The organism is Sulfuricurvum sp., from assembly GCF_030691015.1.
Taxonomy (GTDB): domain Bacteria; phylum Campylobacterota; class Campylobacteria; order Campylobacterales; family Sulfurimonadaceae; genus Sulfuricurvum.
The window spans coordinates 19,086-35,650 of the sequence record NZ_JAUYFF010000001.1 but is presented as its reverse complement, the minus strand read 5'-3'; the positions used below and the strand labels follow the sequence as shown (position 1 = coordinate 35,650).

Annotated in this window: 13 protein-coding genes; 7 read left to right on the top strand and 6 right to left on the bottom strand. The window is 44.0% G+C overall.

Annotated features, from left to right (window positions below; all coding sequences use genetic code 11):
* Positions 1 to 4: 4 nt before the first annotated feature.
* The 7 genes from Q8O20_RS00130 (at position 5) to Q8O20_RS00100 (ending at position 9,868) form a co-directional block, all read left to right on the top strand.
* Positions 5 to 3,394 carry a molybdopterin-dependent oxidoreductase gene (locus Q8O20_RS00130; RefSeq protein ID WP_305530023.1) on the top strand — a complete coding sequence of 1,130 codons (3,390 nt, stop codon included), beginning with the start codon at positions 5 to 7 and terminating at the stop codon, positions 3,392 to 3,394.
* Positions 3,395 to 3,483: 89 nt separating this feature from the next.
* Positions 3,484 to 4,101, top strand: a complete 618-nt coding sequence (locus Q8O20_RS00125) for a molecular chaperone (protein WP_305529497.1) — start codon at positions 3,484 to 3,486, stop codon at positions 4,099 to 4,101.
* Entirely contained in the window at positions 4,098 to 5,195 is a 1,098-nt protein-coding gene (locus Q8O20_RS00120) for a 4Fe-4S binding protein (protein ID WP_305529496.1), read from the top strand. The genes Q8O20_RS00125 and Q8O20_RS00120 overlap by 4 nt, the downstream gene beginning before the upstream one ends.
* A complete protein-coding gene (locus Q8O20_RS00115) occupies positions 5,192 to 5,635 on the top strand; it encodes a hypothetical protein (protein WP_305529495.1) in 444 nt (147 codons plus the stop codon). The genes Q8O20_RS00120 and Q8O20_RS00115 overlap by 4 nt, the downstream gene beginning before the upstream one ends.
* Positions 5,632 to 6,126 (top strand): hypothetical protein, encoded by a 495-nt coding sequence (locus Q8O20_RS00110; protein WP_305529494.1) that lies wholly within the window; start codon positions 5,632 to 5,634, stop codon positions 6,124 to 6,126. The genes Q8O20_RS00115 and Q8O20_RS00110 overlap by 4 nt, the downstream gene beginning before the upstream one ends.
* Positions 6,127 to 6,150: 24 nt before the next feature.
* Positions 6,151 to 7,962: a diguanylate cyclase gene (locus Q8O20_RS00105; protein WP_305529493.1), complete on the top strand. Its 1,812-nt coding sequence runs from the start codon at positions 6,151 to 6,153 to the stop codon at positions 7,960 to 7,962.
* Positions 7,963 to 8,059: 97 nt separating this feature from the next.
* Complete coding sequence (locus Q8O20_RS00100) at positions 8,060 to 9,868, top strand: diguanylate cyclase (RefSeq protein WP_305529492.1); 1,809 nt, start codon at positions 8,060 to 8,062, stop codon at positions 9,866 to 9,868.
* A gap of 15 nt (positions 9,869 to 9,883) precedes the next feature.
* Here the strand turns inward: Q8O20_RS00100 and Q8O20_RS00095 are convergent, their stop codons facing one another.
* The 6 genes from Q8O20_RS00095 to Q8O20_RS00070 are packed head-to-tail and all read right to left on the bottom strand — an operon-like array spanning position 9,884 to position 16,374.
* Complete coding sequence (locus tag Q8O20_RS00095; protein ID WP_305529490.1) at positions 9,884 to 10,564, bottom strand: response regulator; 681 nt, start codon at positions 10,562 to 10,564, stop codon at positions 9,884 to 9,886.
* A complete protein-coding gene (locus Q8O20_RS00090) occupies positions 10,561 to 12,624 on the bottom strand; it encodes a cation:proton antiporter (RefSeq protein WP_305529489.1) in 2,064 nt (687 codons plus the stop codon). The genes Q8O20_RS00095 and Q8O20_RS00090 overlap by 4 nt, the downstream gene beginning before the upstream one ends.
* A 59-nt stretch (positions 12,625 to 12,683) precedes the next feature.
* Positions 12,684 to 13,190 (bottom strand): phosphatidylglycerophosphatase A, encoded by a 507-nt coding sequence (locus Q8O20_RS00085; protein ID WP_305529487.1) that lies wholly within the window; start codon positions 13,188 to 13,190, stop codon positions 12,684 to 12,686.
* Between the two features lie 10 nt (positions 13,191 to 13,200).
* Positions 13,201 to 14,391: a sulfate adenylyltransferase gene (locus Q8O20_RS00080; protein ID WP_304739541.1), complete on the bottom strand. Its 1,191-nt coding sequence runs from the start codon at positions 14,389 to 14,391 to the stop codon at positions 13,201 to 13,203.
* On the bottom strand, positions 14,369 to 15,256 hold the full coding sequence (locus Q8O20_RS00075) for a response regulator (RefSeq protein WP_304739539.1): 888 nt from the start codon (positions 15,254 to 15,256) through the stop codon (positions 14,369 to 14,371). Before Q8O20_RS00075 ends, Q8O20_RS00080 begins: the two co-directional genes overlap by 23 nt.
* Positions 15,253 to 16,374, bottom strand: a complete 1,122-nt coding sequence (locus Q8O20_RS00070) for a bifunctional 2-C-methyl-D-erythritol 4-phosphate cytidylyltransferase/2-C-methyl-D-erythritol 2,4-cyclodiphosphate synthase (RefSeq protein ID WP_305529485.1) — start codon at positions 16,372 to 16,374, stop codon at positions 15,253 to 15,255. The genes Q8O20_RS00075 and Q8O20_RS00070 overlap by 4 nt, the downstream gene beginning before the upstream one ends.
* Positions 16,375 to 16,565: the final 191 nt, after the last annotated feature.

Here is a 16,565-nt window from a genome sequence, read left to right as displayed (position 1 = left end):
TATGATGTATTTAGAAAGCAGAAGAACATTTTTAAAAGGGACCGCGCTCACCGTAGCGGGTGCCGCAATCGCTAAAGGAGTTTTTACCGTAGATGCAGCAGCAGAATCGGTAAAAGAGAGTAAATTCACTAATACTCCTGATAGCTTATCTTTCTATCCTCCTCAAGATCAATGGAACCATTTCCAAGAGCTTGACGGTGTTGACTGGAAACGTGGCGGTATCGATCGTCACGGTGTTCAAAGTGAAAACAACCCTGACGGTATCTACGTTAACGATTACATGATCGTTCCGACGGCGTGTTCTAACTGTGAAGCCTCATGCGGATTGACGGCATGGATCGATAAAAAAACCTTTACCGTTAAAAAGTACATGGGTAATCCATTTCATACCGGTTCACGCGGACGCAATTGTGCCAAAGGGTATGCGGTTCAATCGCAAATGTACGATCCGGATCGTATCCCGTTTCCATTGAAACGTGCTCCGGGTTCAAAACGGGGTGAAGGTAAATGGATTCGTACTACCTGGGATGAAGCAATGACTACCATCGGTAAAAAAATGGCTGATACGATTCGTAAAGGGGATCTCCTTTCTCGTAAATCGGTCATGTACCATGTCGGTCGTCCGAATGAAAACGGTTTCGTTCCGCAAGTATGGGAAACATTAGGTCTTGACTCGTACAACTCCCATACCAATATCTGTTCATCCAACGGTCGTACTCCGACGATTTGGACAGCGAACGATGACCGTACCAGTCCGGACTGGGCAAATGCAAAACTCATTTTCTTGAATTCATCTCATGCCGCCGATGCGGGGCACTATTTTGCCCAATCGGCGGCGTTCATTGCCGATGCTCGTAAAAAAGGTGCGAAGATGGTCGTAATGGACCCTCGTATGTCTAACTCTGCAGGGATGTCTGATCTTTGGATTGCGGCATGGCCGGGGACAGAAGCGGCGATCTATCTTTATCTCGCTAATCGTATTTTGAATGAAAATATGACTGATAAAAAATTTGTCAAAAAATGGTTCAACTGGGAAACGTTGATGAACGATTCTGAGCATTTGAATTTTATGCTTGAAAAAGGTCAAATTACCAAACTTCCAGCAGATCGTAGTTTTGAGAGTTATATCGAACTTCTCAAAGATATGTATGCTCCGTATACATTGGATTATGCAGTTAAAGAGACCCATGTTCCGGCGTATAAACTCGAAAAACTTTATGAGATGTTTATTTGGGCAGGAGATGCGATTTCTACCTATATCTGGCGTGCAGCGGCTGCGGGTAACCGTGGTGCATGGATGGGTGGACGTGCGGCGTATTTCTGTATCGGTCTTCGTGGAGCTATCGGTACCGAGGGGGGGACATTCTTCCACCACTGGCACGTTATTTCCGTATCCGGTAAAGGGGGAAGTGCAACGGTAGGTCAAGGGATCTCTGGTGCCGATGTACCGAAAGTACAAGCATGGAATGAATTGACATGGCCTCCTGAGTGGCCGTTATCAACCTATGAGATGTCGTATCTTCTTCCGCATCTTTTGAGCGATACAGCGTGGCAGAAAAAATGGAATGATCGCGGATTGACGGTACCGAGCAAACTTGCGGTATGGATTCCTCGTATGTACAATCCGGTCTGGATCAATCCGGACGGATTCCGTTGGATTGAAGTGCTCAAAGATGAGTCAAAAATGGAACTTACCATGAACCTCTCTCCGGTTTGGTCAGAGACGAACTGGTATATGGACTATGTTCTCCCTGTCGGTCTTGCAGGTGAGCGCCATGACCAACACTCCGAGGCAACTTTTCCAGCACGTTGGTCAACGTTCCGTCAACCGGTTTTACGTGTAGCGTTGGAAAAATCGGGTTGGAAACCTAAAAATCCAGCTCGTGCAACTCTCGAAGCGCACATCAAAGCGGGTCTTGGAGAAGTATGGGAAGAGAATGAATTTTGGTTCCAACTCTGTACTGATTTCATCGATCCAGACGGGTCTCTCGGAATCAAAAAAATGTGGGAATCCAAGCGTCATCCGGGTAAAACCGTTACCATTGCTGAATGGTATGATGCAGCATTTGGGGATAATTTACCAAAACTCAAAGAGACAGCCACGAATGATCCACGCTTTATGAATGAAGAGTTTCCGGTTTATTCGTATCTTCGTGAATACGGTTTCTGGATGGAAGAAGATAAAATCTACCATGCGATGGAACGTGAACTCAAAATGGAAGATGGTGAAGTGATCTCTCACGGCCATAAATTCGACGCGGGGTCTATGAGTGTCGGTGCGGGTGGAATTATCAAAGCTCTCGATCATAATGGTAAAGAAAAGAGTATTGGTGTCGAGATCGACGGTAAGAAAATGGAAGGATTTGCAACGCTTTCTAAAAAGCTAGAATTCTATACACAGTGGGCTACCGATTGGAAGTGGAGAGAGTACGCAATGCCGTTCTATCCACGTAATGAGGATGAGAAAAACCAATATGTTCACTTGGTTTCTCATGTTAACCATAAATATATGACGGAAGAGAACTCCTTTGCTCTCAATACGGTATTCCGTTTGCCGTATAATATTCATACCCGTTCGGCAAACTCGAAACACCTTATGGAGATCTCTCAAAACCATGATCCGATTTGGATCAGTACCGGCGATGCTAAACGTCTCGGCTTTAAACGCGGTGATGCGATTCGTGTTCGCATCGTCGATACCGTTTCAGGACTTGAGAGCGGTCATTTCGTAGCGATGGCGGTTCCGACAGAGGGTGTTCTTCCGGGAACATTGGCGTGTTCTCACCATGGCGGACGTTGGAAACTTACCAATGCGGTTACAATCCCTAACGGGGTAACGGACGGTAAAGTAGCTCCGGGTGTAGCCCCTCGTGATTTAGGAAACAAAGAGTTCCTTGCAGAATCTCCGGCGAATGTCGGTAAAGTGGGTGGTCAAAGTATTATTGACGATTATGAAGGTACTACGGGACTTAACAGTTTTGGAGTTCCGGTTGCTGAGATTCAAATGGACGGAAAAGTCGGTAAGCTCAAATATGTCGAGGGGATCAAACCTTTCCACACAGAGCGTTTCGCTGACTACAACCGTGATTCCGGTAATATTTGGTGGGACGGGTTGAGCGGTTCATGGCAAAATGCCGTTGCGGCTCCTCATCCGGATCCGGTTTCAGGTATGCACTGCTGGCACCATAAGGTTCTTTTAGAGCCGGCGCAAGCAGGTGATAAAATCGGGGATATTTTCGTGAACTACGACAATAACCTTAAAGTGTATCAAGCTTGGAGAGATACATTAACTCGCGGTTTGGATTCAAATTCAACCCTTCGACGTCCTCGCCATATCAAACGCCCTTGGGTCAACCTCGATCCATCGGTTTACGAGGTCAATATCAAGTCATAAGACTTGATATGCCCGTATAACCTACACCTCTTATGCGCGTTTCAGTCACATAAGCTACAATCACGCTACTTTATTAAAGGTTTTTACGAATGGATGAAATTATCGCACGCAGTAATTTATATGCGTTGTTGTCACGAATATTGCTCCAAGAGTTGGATGTTGAACGTTTAGAAATTCTCCGCAGTGATGCGATTGTTTTGGAATTTATGCCTCATTGGCGTGATTGGGAACTACGAGAGGATACAGATGCACAAAAACTTTTGGAAGAGTATTTGAATCCTGATTTTACGAATCTCTCACTGCTTCATTTGGTACCGTATGAGACATTTTACACACGAAGCGACCAAATGATCGAAACGGGGGGAGCTAATCCGGTTACCGATATTTACAGTGCGTATGATTTTCTCGTCGATTACGAAGTGGCACGCGTTGTCTCTTCGGATCATATCGGTATCGAGATGGAGTTTATGCACCATTTGTGCGAGGCACAACTGAAGGCAACGGAAGAGGGCGATCAGGAAGCGGTACAAGAGCTGATCCGTGTGCAGTATGAGTTTTTGAATACCCATCTGCTCCGTTGGGCGCCGATGTATCTCATTAACATGAAATACGAATCACGTACCCCTTTGTATTACGATACGGCGGAGATGGCACTGGAATTCATCCTCTCTGATAATGAAACCTTGAGCGGACTGGTTCAGGCGTGAGTCTTTTAGAGCTATCACCCGCACGATGCGTTCGTGCACTCAGTGTCAACTCCAGTTGTTCACTATGTAGTGATAGCTGTCCGACGAGTGCAATAACACTACTTGGACGCCTCCCTTCGATCAATCAATCGCTTTGTGTCGGATGTGCGGGTTGTGTGAGCGTATGCCCGAGTGAAGCACTTGCTTTGGATGATTTCACTCCAACCGAGTTTTTCTTTTCATTTATTTCAGATGACGAAGCGGTTGTTTCGTGCCAAAAAAATATCCCTTGTATCGCCGCTCTCTCCGTCGAGCACTTAATCTCGTTGTGCAGTCTTAAAAATGGATTGGTTCTCGATATCGGACATTGTAGTAGTTGCGACATCGGTGATAAAGTGCTTGCAGTGATGGAAGAGAGAATTCAAAGTGCAAATTATCTCCTCGAAGCGATAGAGGCTGAGAAGAGTGTTGTGTGTGAAAAAATAGGCTACAGCAACACTGAGGCGGAGGAACCTAAAGATAGGAGAGATTTTTTTAAAACTTTTCATCTGCGCGGGATCGCAAAAGCTAAGCATGATTTTGAAAAAGAGGTTCAAAGCACAACGGATGAGTTTGTCGAAGTAAAGCTAGACAGTTCCCATAATCAAGAGCTGAGAGCTAAAAAAATTACCGATCGGCGTAAACTCTTTTTTACGGCATTGAAACGGGTAGAGAAACCATTGCAGTTTCATATCGTCGATGCGTCTATGATAGGATTTACCTCACAGAAGATTATGGATGAGGCAAAATGTACCGCGTGTCAGATGTGTTACCGTGTCTGTCCGACAGCGGCACTCACGTCGGATATGCGTAATTCTAAAATCGATTTCGATCCGTTTTTATGTGTAAAATGCCACCTGTGTCACGATGTTTGCGAGAGTGATGCAATTCGTGTTTCAACGTCGTATAATCTGAAAGAGTGGTTTGAACCGAAAGTACAAAATTTGATCACTTTTTCAGTACGCCGATGTGATGAATGCGATGGGCTGTTCAGCTCGGTAGGGGGCGAAAAAATATGCCGCCGCTGTCAGATGGAAGAAGAGGAAGCTCTGGAATTGTGGGGATTAAATAAATGATGAATAACGATAACACCATAACTGCGCTAACCAAGCTTTATGGCTATATTGCCGAAAATGCGCACAGCAGCCGTTTTTCGGTTACTTTGAATAAGCTCTACAAGGAGAACGGGTGTGACGCGATGATAATACCGATGAATATTCGGTGTGATGATGTCGCCTTTACGATTTCACAAATGCGCAGTTCAAAGCTCAGCGGAGCCGTGATAGGGAGTGAATACCAAGAGGAAGCACTCACGTTAGTCGATCACCTCACTGCACAGGCACAAGAGAGCGGCTATTGCGATTGTATATGGATCGAAGAGGGACAACTCAGAGGCGACTTGATCATGGATCGTGCATTGGCGTTGTATGCGAATCGAGACGATTTTGAGGATGAGATAGCCTTGCGTTCAATGTGTCACTATTTTTATGATTTAACTACAGGAGAAAAAAGATGAAATCGAACGATTTTAGCGATCTTAAGGCTGAGTTTGACCAGTTTGTTCGGGAAAAATGTGACAGTGAAAGTTGTGAAACCGAAAGTAATGACAATGATCCGGATAACGAACCGGTTCCGAGTTTTGTGGATGAATTAGCCGATAAACTGTTAGCCCCTTATCATAGCGGTGTCTATTTTTCGCGTCTTGATATCAAACGTGTCGCTGAAGCGATAGGGGAATCTATCCCGATTAAAGAGCGGAAGAAAATGGTAAAAGCACTTTTCCGTCATACGACCTCTAAAGAGTACTTGCGATCGGCATTTGATGAATTCAATCGCCATTTCGGAGGACGTGTCCTCATTTATCAAGAATTGTCGGAAGCGTTTCCGGCGTCAAAAGCACTATTTGACGAAAATATAGATAAAATAAAAAGAACACAGAAAATGTTAGATCAGATTGTTATCGATTTTGAAGAGATTGAACCGACTGATGAGCCGATGATGGTGTAACCAATCTCGAGAAGAAGGGCAAAGATGAGTTTTAAACTCCGTGCACAATTAGTCATTGTCCTGATTATTCTTGCCGTTTCCCTTATATTTACATTTTTTCACATTTCGAATGAAAGTCGATACGCCAAAGAACGCTCGCTTCGCTCCTCTGAAAATGTCAAAATGGCATTTAACTCTATGACAGATGATATTGAACATTTTTATATTTATCGTGCCTACACTACTTTGCATTTAGAGGGTGTGATAGATGCGATCAAAAAGAGAGATACGGAAAAACTGTATGCTCTGACCCTTCCCCGCTATAGAGTATTTACGGAAGAAAATCCTCATCTAATGATCATGCAATATCACGCGGCTGATGGACACTCCATTTTGCGGATGCATTTAAAAGAGAAGTTTGGGGATGATATCGCGTCGCGTCGTCCGATGCTTCGCTCTGCCCATGCAGGCCATAAAATGGTAACAGGATTTGAGGGCGGTGTAGGAGGGATGGCGTATCGTATTGTTATCCCGATTTTTGATAACGATCTGTATATCGGTGCGTTGGAATTCGGAATCGATACAAACTATTTCATCAATAAAATTAAACAGTTGACGGGATCAACAAGTATTTTGATGATTCATGAAAATTATTTGGGTGCAGCCGATAAATCGTTGTACAAAGCGGGGATGGGAGCATACCGTTACACTACCGCTATCTCTAAAGAGCAAGAAGCGTATATGGATGCATTTAGTGATCAGAATCCCGCAATGAGACCTAAAAATATCCGCATTGAAGAGAAAGATTATGAAATAAATCCTCTCTACTTGGAAGATTCCGAGGAAAAAAGTGCCGGAGTGATCCTGTGCATTAATGATGTGACGGGGGGGTATCAAAATAAGGTTGAAACCGCTATCGGAAGCATTCTCTTAACAGCTGCTTTACTCCTTTTATTTCTGGGTCTGTTTGAATATGCGTTCGGAACACTGATTCAAAAATTAAATCTTCAAGAGCGTTACATTAAAACGATACTTGACTCACAAAAAAATATTGTTGTTGTAACCGATGGGAAAGAAATTATTTTTGCCAATCAAGCCTTTTATGATTATTTTGGCTGTGAATCATTGGAAAAATTTCAACTTGACTATTCTTGCATCTCTGATTTTTTTGAGTCTGTGGAATCGGATGAATACCTGCAACCGAAAACAGAGGGATTGCTATGGATCGATTATTTGACGCAATACAATACAAAAGAGCATAAAGTAAAAATGACGGTTGGGGGTAATACCTCTATTTTTACCGTACATACTCAGAAAATAGAGTATGAAAATAAAATGCGTCATGTGGTTGTTTTTACCGACATTACGAGACTAAATCAGCTGGCGACGCAGGATGGTCTGACACAACTAGCGAATCGTTTTAAGTTTGATCAAGTATTAGAGTACTCGATTGCTATGTCTCAGCGCTACGATCGTGCTCTTTCGATTATGATCATTGACGTGGATCATTTTAAAGCGGTTAATGACACATACGGCCATTTAGTCGGTGATGAAGTATTGAAAAAATTAGCCAAAATTTTGAGCGACGGAATACGGAAGAGTGATCTCATCGCACGTTGGGGTGGAGAGGAATTTATAATTTTACTTCCCGATAGCGAACTCTCTTCTGCTGTAAAGTTAGCTGAAACTTTGCGTATAAAAGTGGCTGAAAGCAATTTTTCTCCCGTCAATACAATGACATGCTCGATTGGTGTGGTTCGATGGAATGAGGGGGAGACTCCGGATCAACTTCTTAATCGTGTTGATGAGAAACTCTATGTCGCAAAAGAGAATGGTAGAAACAGGGTCGTTAGTTAAGAAAAAGTTATTATAGGATAAAATGTAATATAACGTTATATTACATTTAAAAGCAAGCCATTTTGAGAATAGAAGCGTATTGTAAATAAGGGGATTTATGAGTTTTAAGCGGCGCGTACAGTTATCCATTACCTTGCTTATTTTTGTTGTTTCAACGATTCTAACAACCTATTTTTTGTATCATGAAAAACAAATCGCATCAGAAAAAGCATTTACATCGTCTCAAAATATTAAAAGAGTATATGATTTTATCCAGAAAGATTTGGAATCTTTTTATATTTATCGTGCCTATGCAAATCTCCGCTCACCCGGAATCAAAGAAGCAATGGTTGCGCGTGACTCAAATAAATTGTATGAACTTACCCTGACGCGCTACAACACCCTTCGGGAAGAAAATCCGCATCTTATCGTGATGCAGTTTCATGCACCGGATGGAAAATCGATTCTTCGTATGCATCGGAAAGAGGTGTTTGGAGACGATATCGCGGCACGTCGCCCCATGATAAAGAAAACCCACCGAACCCAGAGCGTACACACCGGATTCGAGGGGGGAATTGAGGGGATCGCGTATCGGATTGTCGTCCCGTTTACCGATAAAAATATCTATATCGGCGCATTGGAATTTGGAATTGATCCGGATGCTATTATCAGCAAACTCATTAAATCAACAAAAATGGAAACGCTGTTTATGTTGCATGAGAGCCGTATGGCAGCGGCGGACGATCAAAAATATCAACTGCAATACAGCGGATACCGTTTTCCTCATTTGAGCCCTTTTCAAAAACCGTTGATAGAAGCGTTCGCAAAAGATAATCCGGCGCTAAATCAGCGTATTATCCATATACAAGGTAAAGATTATGATGTCATTCCCATCCATCTAGCAGGCAATGACGGGAATCCGATCGGGATGTTCTTGTGCTTCAATGACGTTACACAAGGATATCAAGAAGCTTTGGAGATTATTTTAGAGAGCTTGATGGTGACCCTCGTCATTATAATCATACTTTTAGGGATTGTTGAATACGTATTTAGCCGTATGACGAAGAAAATAATCTATCAAGAGGCCTATACGTCTACGATACTTAATTCTCAAAAAAATATTATTGTCGTTATGGATAACGGAGAAATCATTTACGCCAATACCGCTTTTTACAAGTATTTTAAGTATCGCTCATTGGATGAATTTCATCAGAATCACCGCTGTATTTGTGAACTGTTTGAATCGGCAGAAACAGAAAATTATTTGCAACCCCAGACGGATGGTGTCGTTTGGACAGAGTATATTTTGGCGCATAAAGAGCGTGAGCACAGAGTTAAAATAACTATTAACGGAAAAATATCTACCTTTACCGTGGATGTGCAGATGCTTGAGTATGAAGATGCGCTCCGTTATGTGGTCATTTTCAATGATATTACGAATCTAAATAATTTGGCGACGTTAGACAGATTGACACAAATTGCAAATCGTTTTGAATTTGACAAAATATTAGGACATTCGATAGAGGTTGCCCGTCGCTATAATAGATCTTTTTCTATCCTTTTGCTGGATATCGACCACTTTAAATCGGTTAATGACCAATTCGGACATTTGGTAGGGGATGAAGTTCTTAAAACGTTCAGTGAGCTGTTGCGTAAACAGATTCGCCAAAGTGATGTAGTGGCTCGCTGGGGAGGGGAGGAGTTTATTATTCTCCTTCCGGATACCTCATTGGCATCCGCTATTAAAATGGCGGATGCACTGCGTCAACGGATTGAAGTAAATCCTTTTGATACCGTCGGAACCATCACCTGTTCCATCGGTGTGGCAGAATTCAATACGATTGAGCGAGCGGATGATTTGTTACATCGAGCCGACGAGAAGCTCTACAAGGCAAAACACAGCGGACGAAATCGGGTTATTGCTTAAGAATCTGACAATGCACTATCCGACAAAGCGATAGCCGATCCCCGACTCTGTGACAATCCATTTCGGTCGGGCAGGATCGGTTTCGATCTTTTGACGTAGTTGATTGATAAAAACGCGTAGATAGTGGGTCTCATGTTGATACCCGATTCCCCATATCGCTTTGAGTAGCCATGCGTGAGTTAAGGCTTTACCCTGATTCTCCATAAAAACGCGCAGTAGCTTAAACTCTTTGGGCGTCAATTTAATTAATTCATCCTCTATACTCACAATCCGATTGGTAATGTCCATACGCATATTTTCGACTATTAAAATCGGAGATGTCGCTTGTGCTGGAGGGACTCGGCGTAGGTTGGCATTAATGCGGGCGATCAGTTCATCGGTGTTGAACGGTTTGGTGACATAGTCATCCGCTCCTGCATTGAGGGCGGCTATTTTATCCGATTCATCATGGATGGCCGATACGACAATGACGGGAGTCTGTTCATCCGCTCTATAGCGCTCTAAAAATTTTACTCCGCTCATGTCCGGCAATCCCAAATCGAGCAAAATCAAATGAAAATGCTCATCGGAACCTTTTTTCAATCCCTCTTTTGCCGTTGAAGCACTCTCTGTTAAAAAGCCTGCAAATGCTAAGGTCATTGCCAACAATCGACGTATAGAGGGGTCATCATCCACAATTAAAATGCGCGGGGTCATGACTCACTCCGAAGTGTTACCCGAACGCAAAAACGGTCATTTTCCAATGTGATAGCTAATGTTCCGCCATGCACTTCGATGATGTTTTGTGAGAGGCGTAAACCGATTCCTGAGCCCGGTTTTCCCATCGCATTATCGAGCCGACCGGGAGTATTTCCAAGTGTTGCTATCGTATCGGCAGAGGGGAGATCGCCGTTATTGCAGATAAGCAAAGTAATTTCATTAAATGCGGAGGTGATTTCGACACTCACCTTGTCACCGTATTTAAAGGCGTTATCGAGCAGATTGCCAATAGCGAGATGAATCAGTGCAATATCGGCATTGAGGGGGGGGATATCGGGGGAAAATGAGAGTTTAGCCTGTCGTTTCCAGTCACTCTCAGCTATGGAGAGTGCAGAAGATACGACATCATCCACTCTAAGCATCGTTTTATTCAGAGGGGTTTTTCCTTCGCGAAACCGCGCATTGACCAGCAAATTATCGATCACTTTTTCCATGCGGCGTGATCCCTCGACGATGGTTTGAACCATCTCCTCTTTATCCTTGTCGGCAAGGGTGAAGTGTGGATTGGATAAATTACCGGCGGCTCCCCGTATCAGGGTGAGCGGAGTCCGCAGTTCGTGAGAGAGGAGATCGATCAAACTCTTTTGCATCGTTTCGACGACTTTGTTCTCTTTGAATCCACGGGTAATGAGATTCAGAAACGGTCCAGTCATAATGGTTGTTGCCAGTGCCATGACGACAAACATCGTGAAAAGTTCTGTGGAGAGTATCCCCATCTCATACCCGATATTAAGAACCACCAATTCCATCAATCCGCGCGTGTTCATGAGTATCCCCAGAGCAAACGAATCACGCCAGCTAAATCCCATGTATTTGGAGGCAAGGGCGCTTCCAAAGAGTTTTCCGAACACCGCAATCACGATGATTCCTCCGCAGATCAGCCACGCATCTACACTGTTGAGCAAACCGATTTCACTGCGTAATCCCGTTAGGGCGAAAAAGAGGGGCAATAGTACTAAAAGGCTGACGTATTCCAAACGCGGCGCAATGAGTTCTTTGAGTCTCGACACTGCCGATGAGGGCATCATCGCCCCTGCCATAAAGGCTCCGAACAGTGCATGTACCCCAATCGCTTCAGTAGCAAGTGAAGAGAGAAGGAGCAAGACGATAATAAACGACATCCCGTTCATACTGAGCCGTTCACTTTGAGCCTGTCCGATTCGGGCGAAAAGGGGGCGTATGACGTAAAACATAGTGACGACATATAAGGCAATAAAGAGCAATAAAACGATGGAGGAACTGAGCGATCCTGAAATGGAGAAGGCTATAATCAACGCCAAAATATACCATGCCGTAATATCATCGGCGGCGGCACAGGTGATTGCCATGGAGCCATAACGGGTATCACTGATATTTTTCTCTTTGATAATCCGAGCCAGTACGGGAAACGCGGTGATACTCATCGCGATACCGATGAAAAGGGCAAAAGGGATAAAGGTGATGTTTTTAGAGGCGAAGATCGGATAGAGCCAATAGGCTAACGCCACCCCCAAGAAAAAGGGAAAGATGATACTGACATGACTGATAAACACCGAAGCGCTCGATTGTTTTTTTATTTTGTCAAAATCCAGCTCCATCCCCACGACAAACATAAAAAAGATCAACCCGAGCTGACTGATGAGATGGAGATTGCCGAGGGACTCTTTCGGAAAGAGGGTGATAAACATATCGGGAAACAATGCGCCCATGAGTGAGGGGCCGAGGATAATTCCCGCAACAATCTCACCCACGACGGTGGGTTGAGCGACAAAGGAGACCAGATAGCCAAATAGTCGCGTGACGATCATGATGACGATAAACTGGATCAGCAACAAGGGGAGCGGATGATGGAGCTGTTTGAGAAACGTGTCGCCAATCGTTGTCGGGAGTGAAGCCGCAGGGGCAATGACTTCAGAGAATAGAGGATTCTCTAAAAGTGTTCCGTAGTGGAGGATTCCCGCAATGGCGATCCCGAAGAAAAGGATCAGTGCCACATAGATTAAAAGAGTCTTTTTCATGTGGAAAGTGTAGCGCAGATCGTCTCAGGAAAGTATCAAGATGTGAATTTATGAGGTAATTAACTAATTAGTCCGCTTTTTACGATAATTTGCCAAAGGATTGCAGCAGAGATTCCGGCGGCAAATCCCGCAATGATATCATCCCCCATAACCCCAAGACCACCCTTGGCTTCACGGTCAATTCGACCGATGATAGAGGGTTTTTTGATGTCGTAAATACGAAAAAAGATAAAGCTAAGGGCTATTTGGAGCGCGATTCCGTTATTCCATTGCATCAGTGCCGCCATATCAAATCCGATTCCCGGTGCTATAGAGAGGGCAAACCATAATCCGACGAGTTCATCGATAACGATTCTTTGGTCATCATGATTTCCAGATGTGGCTTCATATACATTGATTCTTTTAATAGCAATCAGCGTGATAAGCAAAGCGCTCAAGAAAAGGGTTTGAGGCCCGAAATAGAGGAGTATCGCGACGCCAAGAGGCAATGAAGCGAGTGTTCCCATCGTTCCGGGTGCTTTAGGTGAGAGGCCGCTGTAACCGACGGTCAGAAAAAACCAATTCAATTTTTATTCCTTATGTTAATGACGTCGTCTGATAAAGGCGCATGAGGGCAACATAGAAATCTTTTTCCGTGTGCTCTTCGAGCAGACCGTTAACCGGCATAATGTCGTAATAGAGTTTGGCAAGATTTTTGAACCGATTAGGATACAACGATGCGACGATCATGGCGGATATCTCTTTACGCACCAAAACGGCAGGTGGGAGAAGCCCTTGTCGCATCAGCTCTAGAATCGATTCGGAATGATACGAGATGTGGTGGTGATGACCGTGCGGACACGTTTGGACACTGACAAGCGTTTTGCATTGATTGCAGTAGACGTATTCACTCGCAATGCCCACTTCGATATCGATACCGACAAGACGATCGATAATCGATTTATTGGCATTATGATCGTAATACATACCGATTCCGGCATGATTTTGACCGATCATGAGGCGGTCACATCCATAATTTTTCGCTACGATCGCGTCCAGTATGACCTCATTGCTTCCGGCAAAAATATAACTGCTCTCCAGTGGAACAATTATGACACGGTTGCGAGGGAGATAGTTATCGACAAAAAATTTCAAGGTTTCAAAGCGAAGATCATATTTTAAATCAGCATTGTTGTAAGGCTTGAGAAGAAAAATAATAATTAAGTCGGTATGCTCCAAACTCTGACGTATAAGGCGTTCATGGGCACGATGAAGCGGATTGGCAGCCATAAATAACGCGGTAGTCCGTTGTGCACCGATTTGTTCTTTGGCTTGCGTAATCATTTCCTGAATAGCTTGGACACTGGAGAGATCAATAGAGTAATCACCGCAGATAGCATATTTTCCCAATCGCTTATGAGTGGCACTTACTCCGGGATGGGATAGATCTTCCGTTCCGTAGATTTGATGAAGCCGTTCGCGCGGATCAATAGGATAAACTTCATCGACACAAAGCTCCCCTACAATAACGTTATCACAGATCAGGTCAAGGATTTCACCTTGATGCGCGCTTGTGAGTATCGTCTCATTGACTTTTCCGCTGGGGGAGAGGATGAGAGGAAAAGGGAAGGTTTTTCCGAGAAACATCCCGCTGCTGAGAACCTCTTTGCTTTGTTTTTCATTCATCAATGCGGTGACGGGGCTGAGCATGCCCGATTTCAGTAAGGTAAGGGCTGAGACGGCCTCTTGGTCAATATAGAGGGCTCTATTTTTTCTTGACGATGCCATATTTCTTTCTCTTTTCCCATAAACTTTTGCGTGAAATACCGAGTTTTTTAGAGAGTTCCGTATCCGGAAATCGGTTTTGGAAATGGATCATTATGTATTTAACATAATCTTCGATCGGTAAAATCTCGCCTTGATCAAAAAGGTGATTTTCACTTTCGATTTCGATTAATTTGAAAGGGGGACTATCGATGGGTTCTGTACTGGCCACAATACATTTTTTTCCGGTGATCAACTCATAAAACGGTTTGTGTTCACTTTTTTTGAGGTTTTGAAAATCGGTGATAAACAAGATTGAATCTTCACTTTGTGCCGCGATATCGCTAAAAGCTTTTGCGGAAGAGAGAGAGATAAATTGGAGTGTTTTATCATGATGTGCCGCATAGCGAAAGGCAAAGGCGTCGGCATATTTTTGGTACCCGCTGCAAATGAAGAGAGGAAGCTCTGTTTTATCTAAATCTTCATCCACATTGATTGAGTTAAACGTATGGGTAAGATAACGCTCATACGTTTGGTTTTGACGGCGCAGGCGTTCATGATTTTGGAAGTGTTGGATTTTACGGATCAGCTCTTCAATCATAAACGGTTTGAGGATATAATCTTTGGCTCCCGCTGCAAGAGGCTTCGAGACGGTATCGTTGCTCACGTAGCTGACCATCAAAATAACAACCGCATTTTTATACGCTTCGATGACGGGATAGATGTCTTGTCCGCTGATGTTGGTAGAGAGGAGGACTACATCATACGGTGTTCCGCGGAGTCCCTCTTTGGTAGAGCTTGAGATATCGCAGTTATGACTTAAATCACTAAGTTTAGATGCGATACTTTGTGCAAGATAGATTTCATTTTCGATAATGAGTATGTTCATCCGTTTTTCCAATCAAAATAGTGTACTGATGCGGTTGCAATCACCCCTAAGCCCTCTTTGCGGCCTATAAATCCGAGATGCTCGGTTGTTGTCGCTTTGACATTCACTCGAGCAGGAGGGATATGGAGCAATGAAGCAAGGATAGAGCGCATACGATCTTTATAAGGGGCGATTTTCGGTGTTTGGGCGATAATAGTAATATCGGCATGGAGTATGACAAATCCGAAATGGTGGAGTTTTTCGACACATCGTGCCAAGAGATATTTTGAGTCGATATTTTTATAGGATGCGTCGGTATCGGGAAACAGCATCCCGATATCTCCTAGACAGGCAGCTCCTAGAAGTGCATCGATGAGGGCATGGATGGCAACGTCCCCGTCGCTATGGGCTTTAAACCCATAGGGGCTGTCGATTTCTACCCCGCCGAGCATCATCACTTTGCCCTCCTCAAAGGGGTGAACGTCAAATCCGTTACCTGTAAAAATAACGTTTGAAGGGGGTGCGAGGCATTCGAGTGCCGCAGTATCACCGGCATGCGTTATTTTTGCGGCACGCTCGTCCCCCTCTACAAAATAGCGGGTTCCCCCCATGGCGACGACGGCGCTGCTCTCATCCGTGTATTCGATATCGCTCTCGAGGGCGCGACGTAAGACCTCGGTACGGGAAAGTTGAGGAGTTTGAATCCGCTTGACCCGTTCGCGTTCTATCGTTTCATCACCATAGACAACGGTGTCATGAACGTTCAGAGCAGGGACGATGGTATCGGCAAATTCCTTGTGTTCTAACAAACGAGTGATGAGAGCAGGATCGATACAGGCACGGGCGATGTCGGTGACCATAACGTAAGGGGTTTTGACCTCTTTGAGGGCATTTTTGAGCGATTGTTGACGGGTATTGCCTCCGGCTACAACGGTAAAATCGCACATTGAAGTCATAAAGGGGATTTCATCTGCATGAGCGGAGAGAATAACGGTAGCTTCGGGGAGAGATTCTTTGATACGGTTAGTAACATAAACCCACAACGGATCATGCCCTATACGGAGCCATTGTTTTTTAACAGGTACTTTAAAACGGGTTGAGTGACCTGCGGCAAGTAAAACAAGGGTTAAATCAGACAAAATGTATCCTATTTTGTAAACTGTTACGAAATTATACACTCAAAAAGCTTTTTTTTATCTTGTTTGCGATAAATTATAAGAGTATATCAAGAGGAAAGAGAGATTCTTTACCTAAATCCTCTTGAAGTTTTTAATCTACATTAAAAGAGATACGACCCTTTTAGGGGGTCTTATTTATAAGTCCAAATAGC

Coding starts and splice junctions, on each gene's coding strand:
- Q8O20_RS00125 (WP_305529497.1), top strand. CDS start 3,484: ATGGATGAAATTATCGCACGCAGTAATTTATATGCGTTGTTGTCACGA.
- Q8O20_RS00130 (WP_305530023.1), top strand. CDS start 5: ATGTATTTAGAAAGCAGAAGAACATTTTTAAAAGGGACCGCGCTCACC.
- Q8O20_RS00110 (WP_305529494.1), top strand. CDS start 5,632: ATGAAATCGAACGATTTTAGCGATCTTAAGGCTGAGTTTGACCAGTTT.
- Q8O20_RS00100 (WP_305529492.1), top strand. CDS start 8,060: ATGAGTTTTAAGCGGCGCGTACAGTTATCCATTACCTTGCTTATTTTT.
- Q8O20_RS00075 (WP_304739539.1), bottom strand. CDS start 15,256: ATGAACATACTCATTATCGAAAATGAAATCTATCTTGCACAAAGTATC.
- Q8O20_RS00080 (WP_304739541.1), bottom strand. CDS start 14,391: ATGGCATCGTCAAGAAAAAATAGAGCCCTCTATATTGACCAAGAGGCC.
- Q8O20_RS00090 (WP_305529489.1), bottom strand. CDS start 12,624: ATGAAAAAGACTCTTTTAATCTATGTGGCACTGATCCTTTTCTTCGGG.
- Q8O20_RS00095 (WP_305529490.1), bottom strand. CDS start 10,564: ATGACCCCGCGCATTTTAATTGTGGATGATGACCCCTCTATACGTCGA.
- Q8O20_RS00105 (WP_305529493.1), top strand. CDS start 6,151: ATGAGTTTTAAACTCCGTGCACAATTAGTCATTGTCCTGATTATTCTT.
- Q8O20_RS00115 (WP_305529495.1), top strand. CDS start 5,192: ATGATGAATAACGATAACACCATAACTGCGCTAACCAAGCTTTATGGC.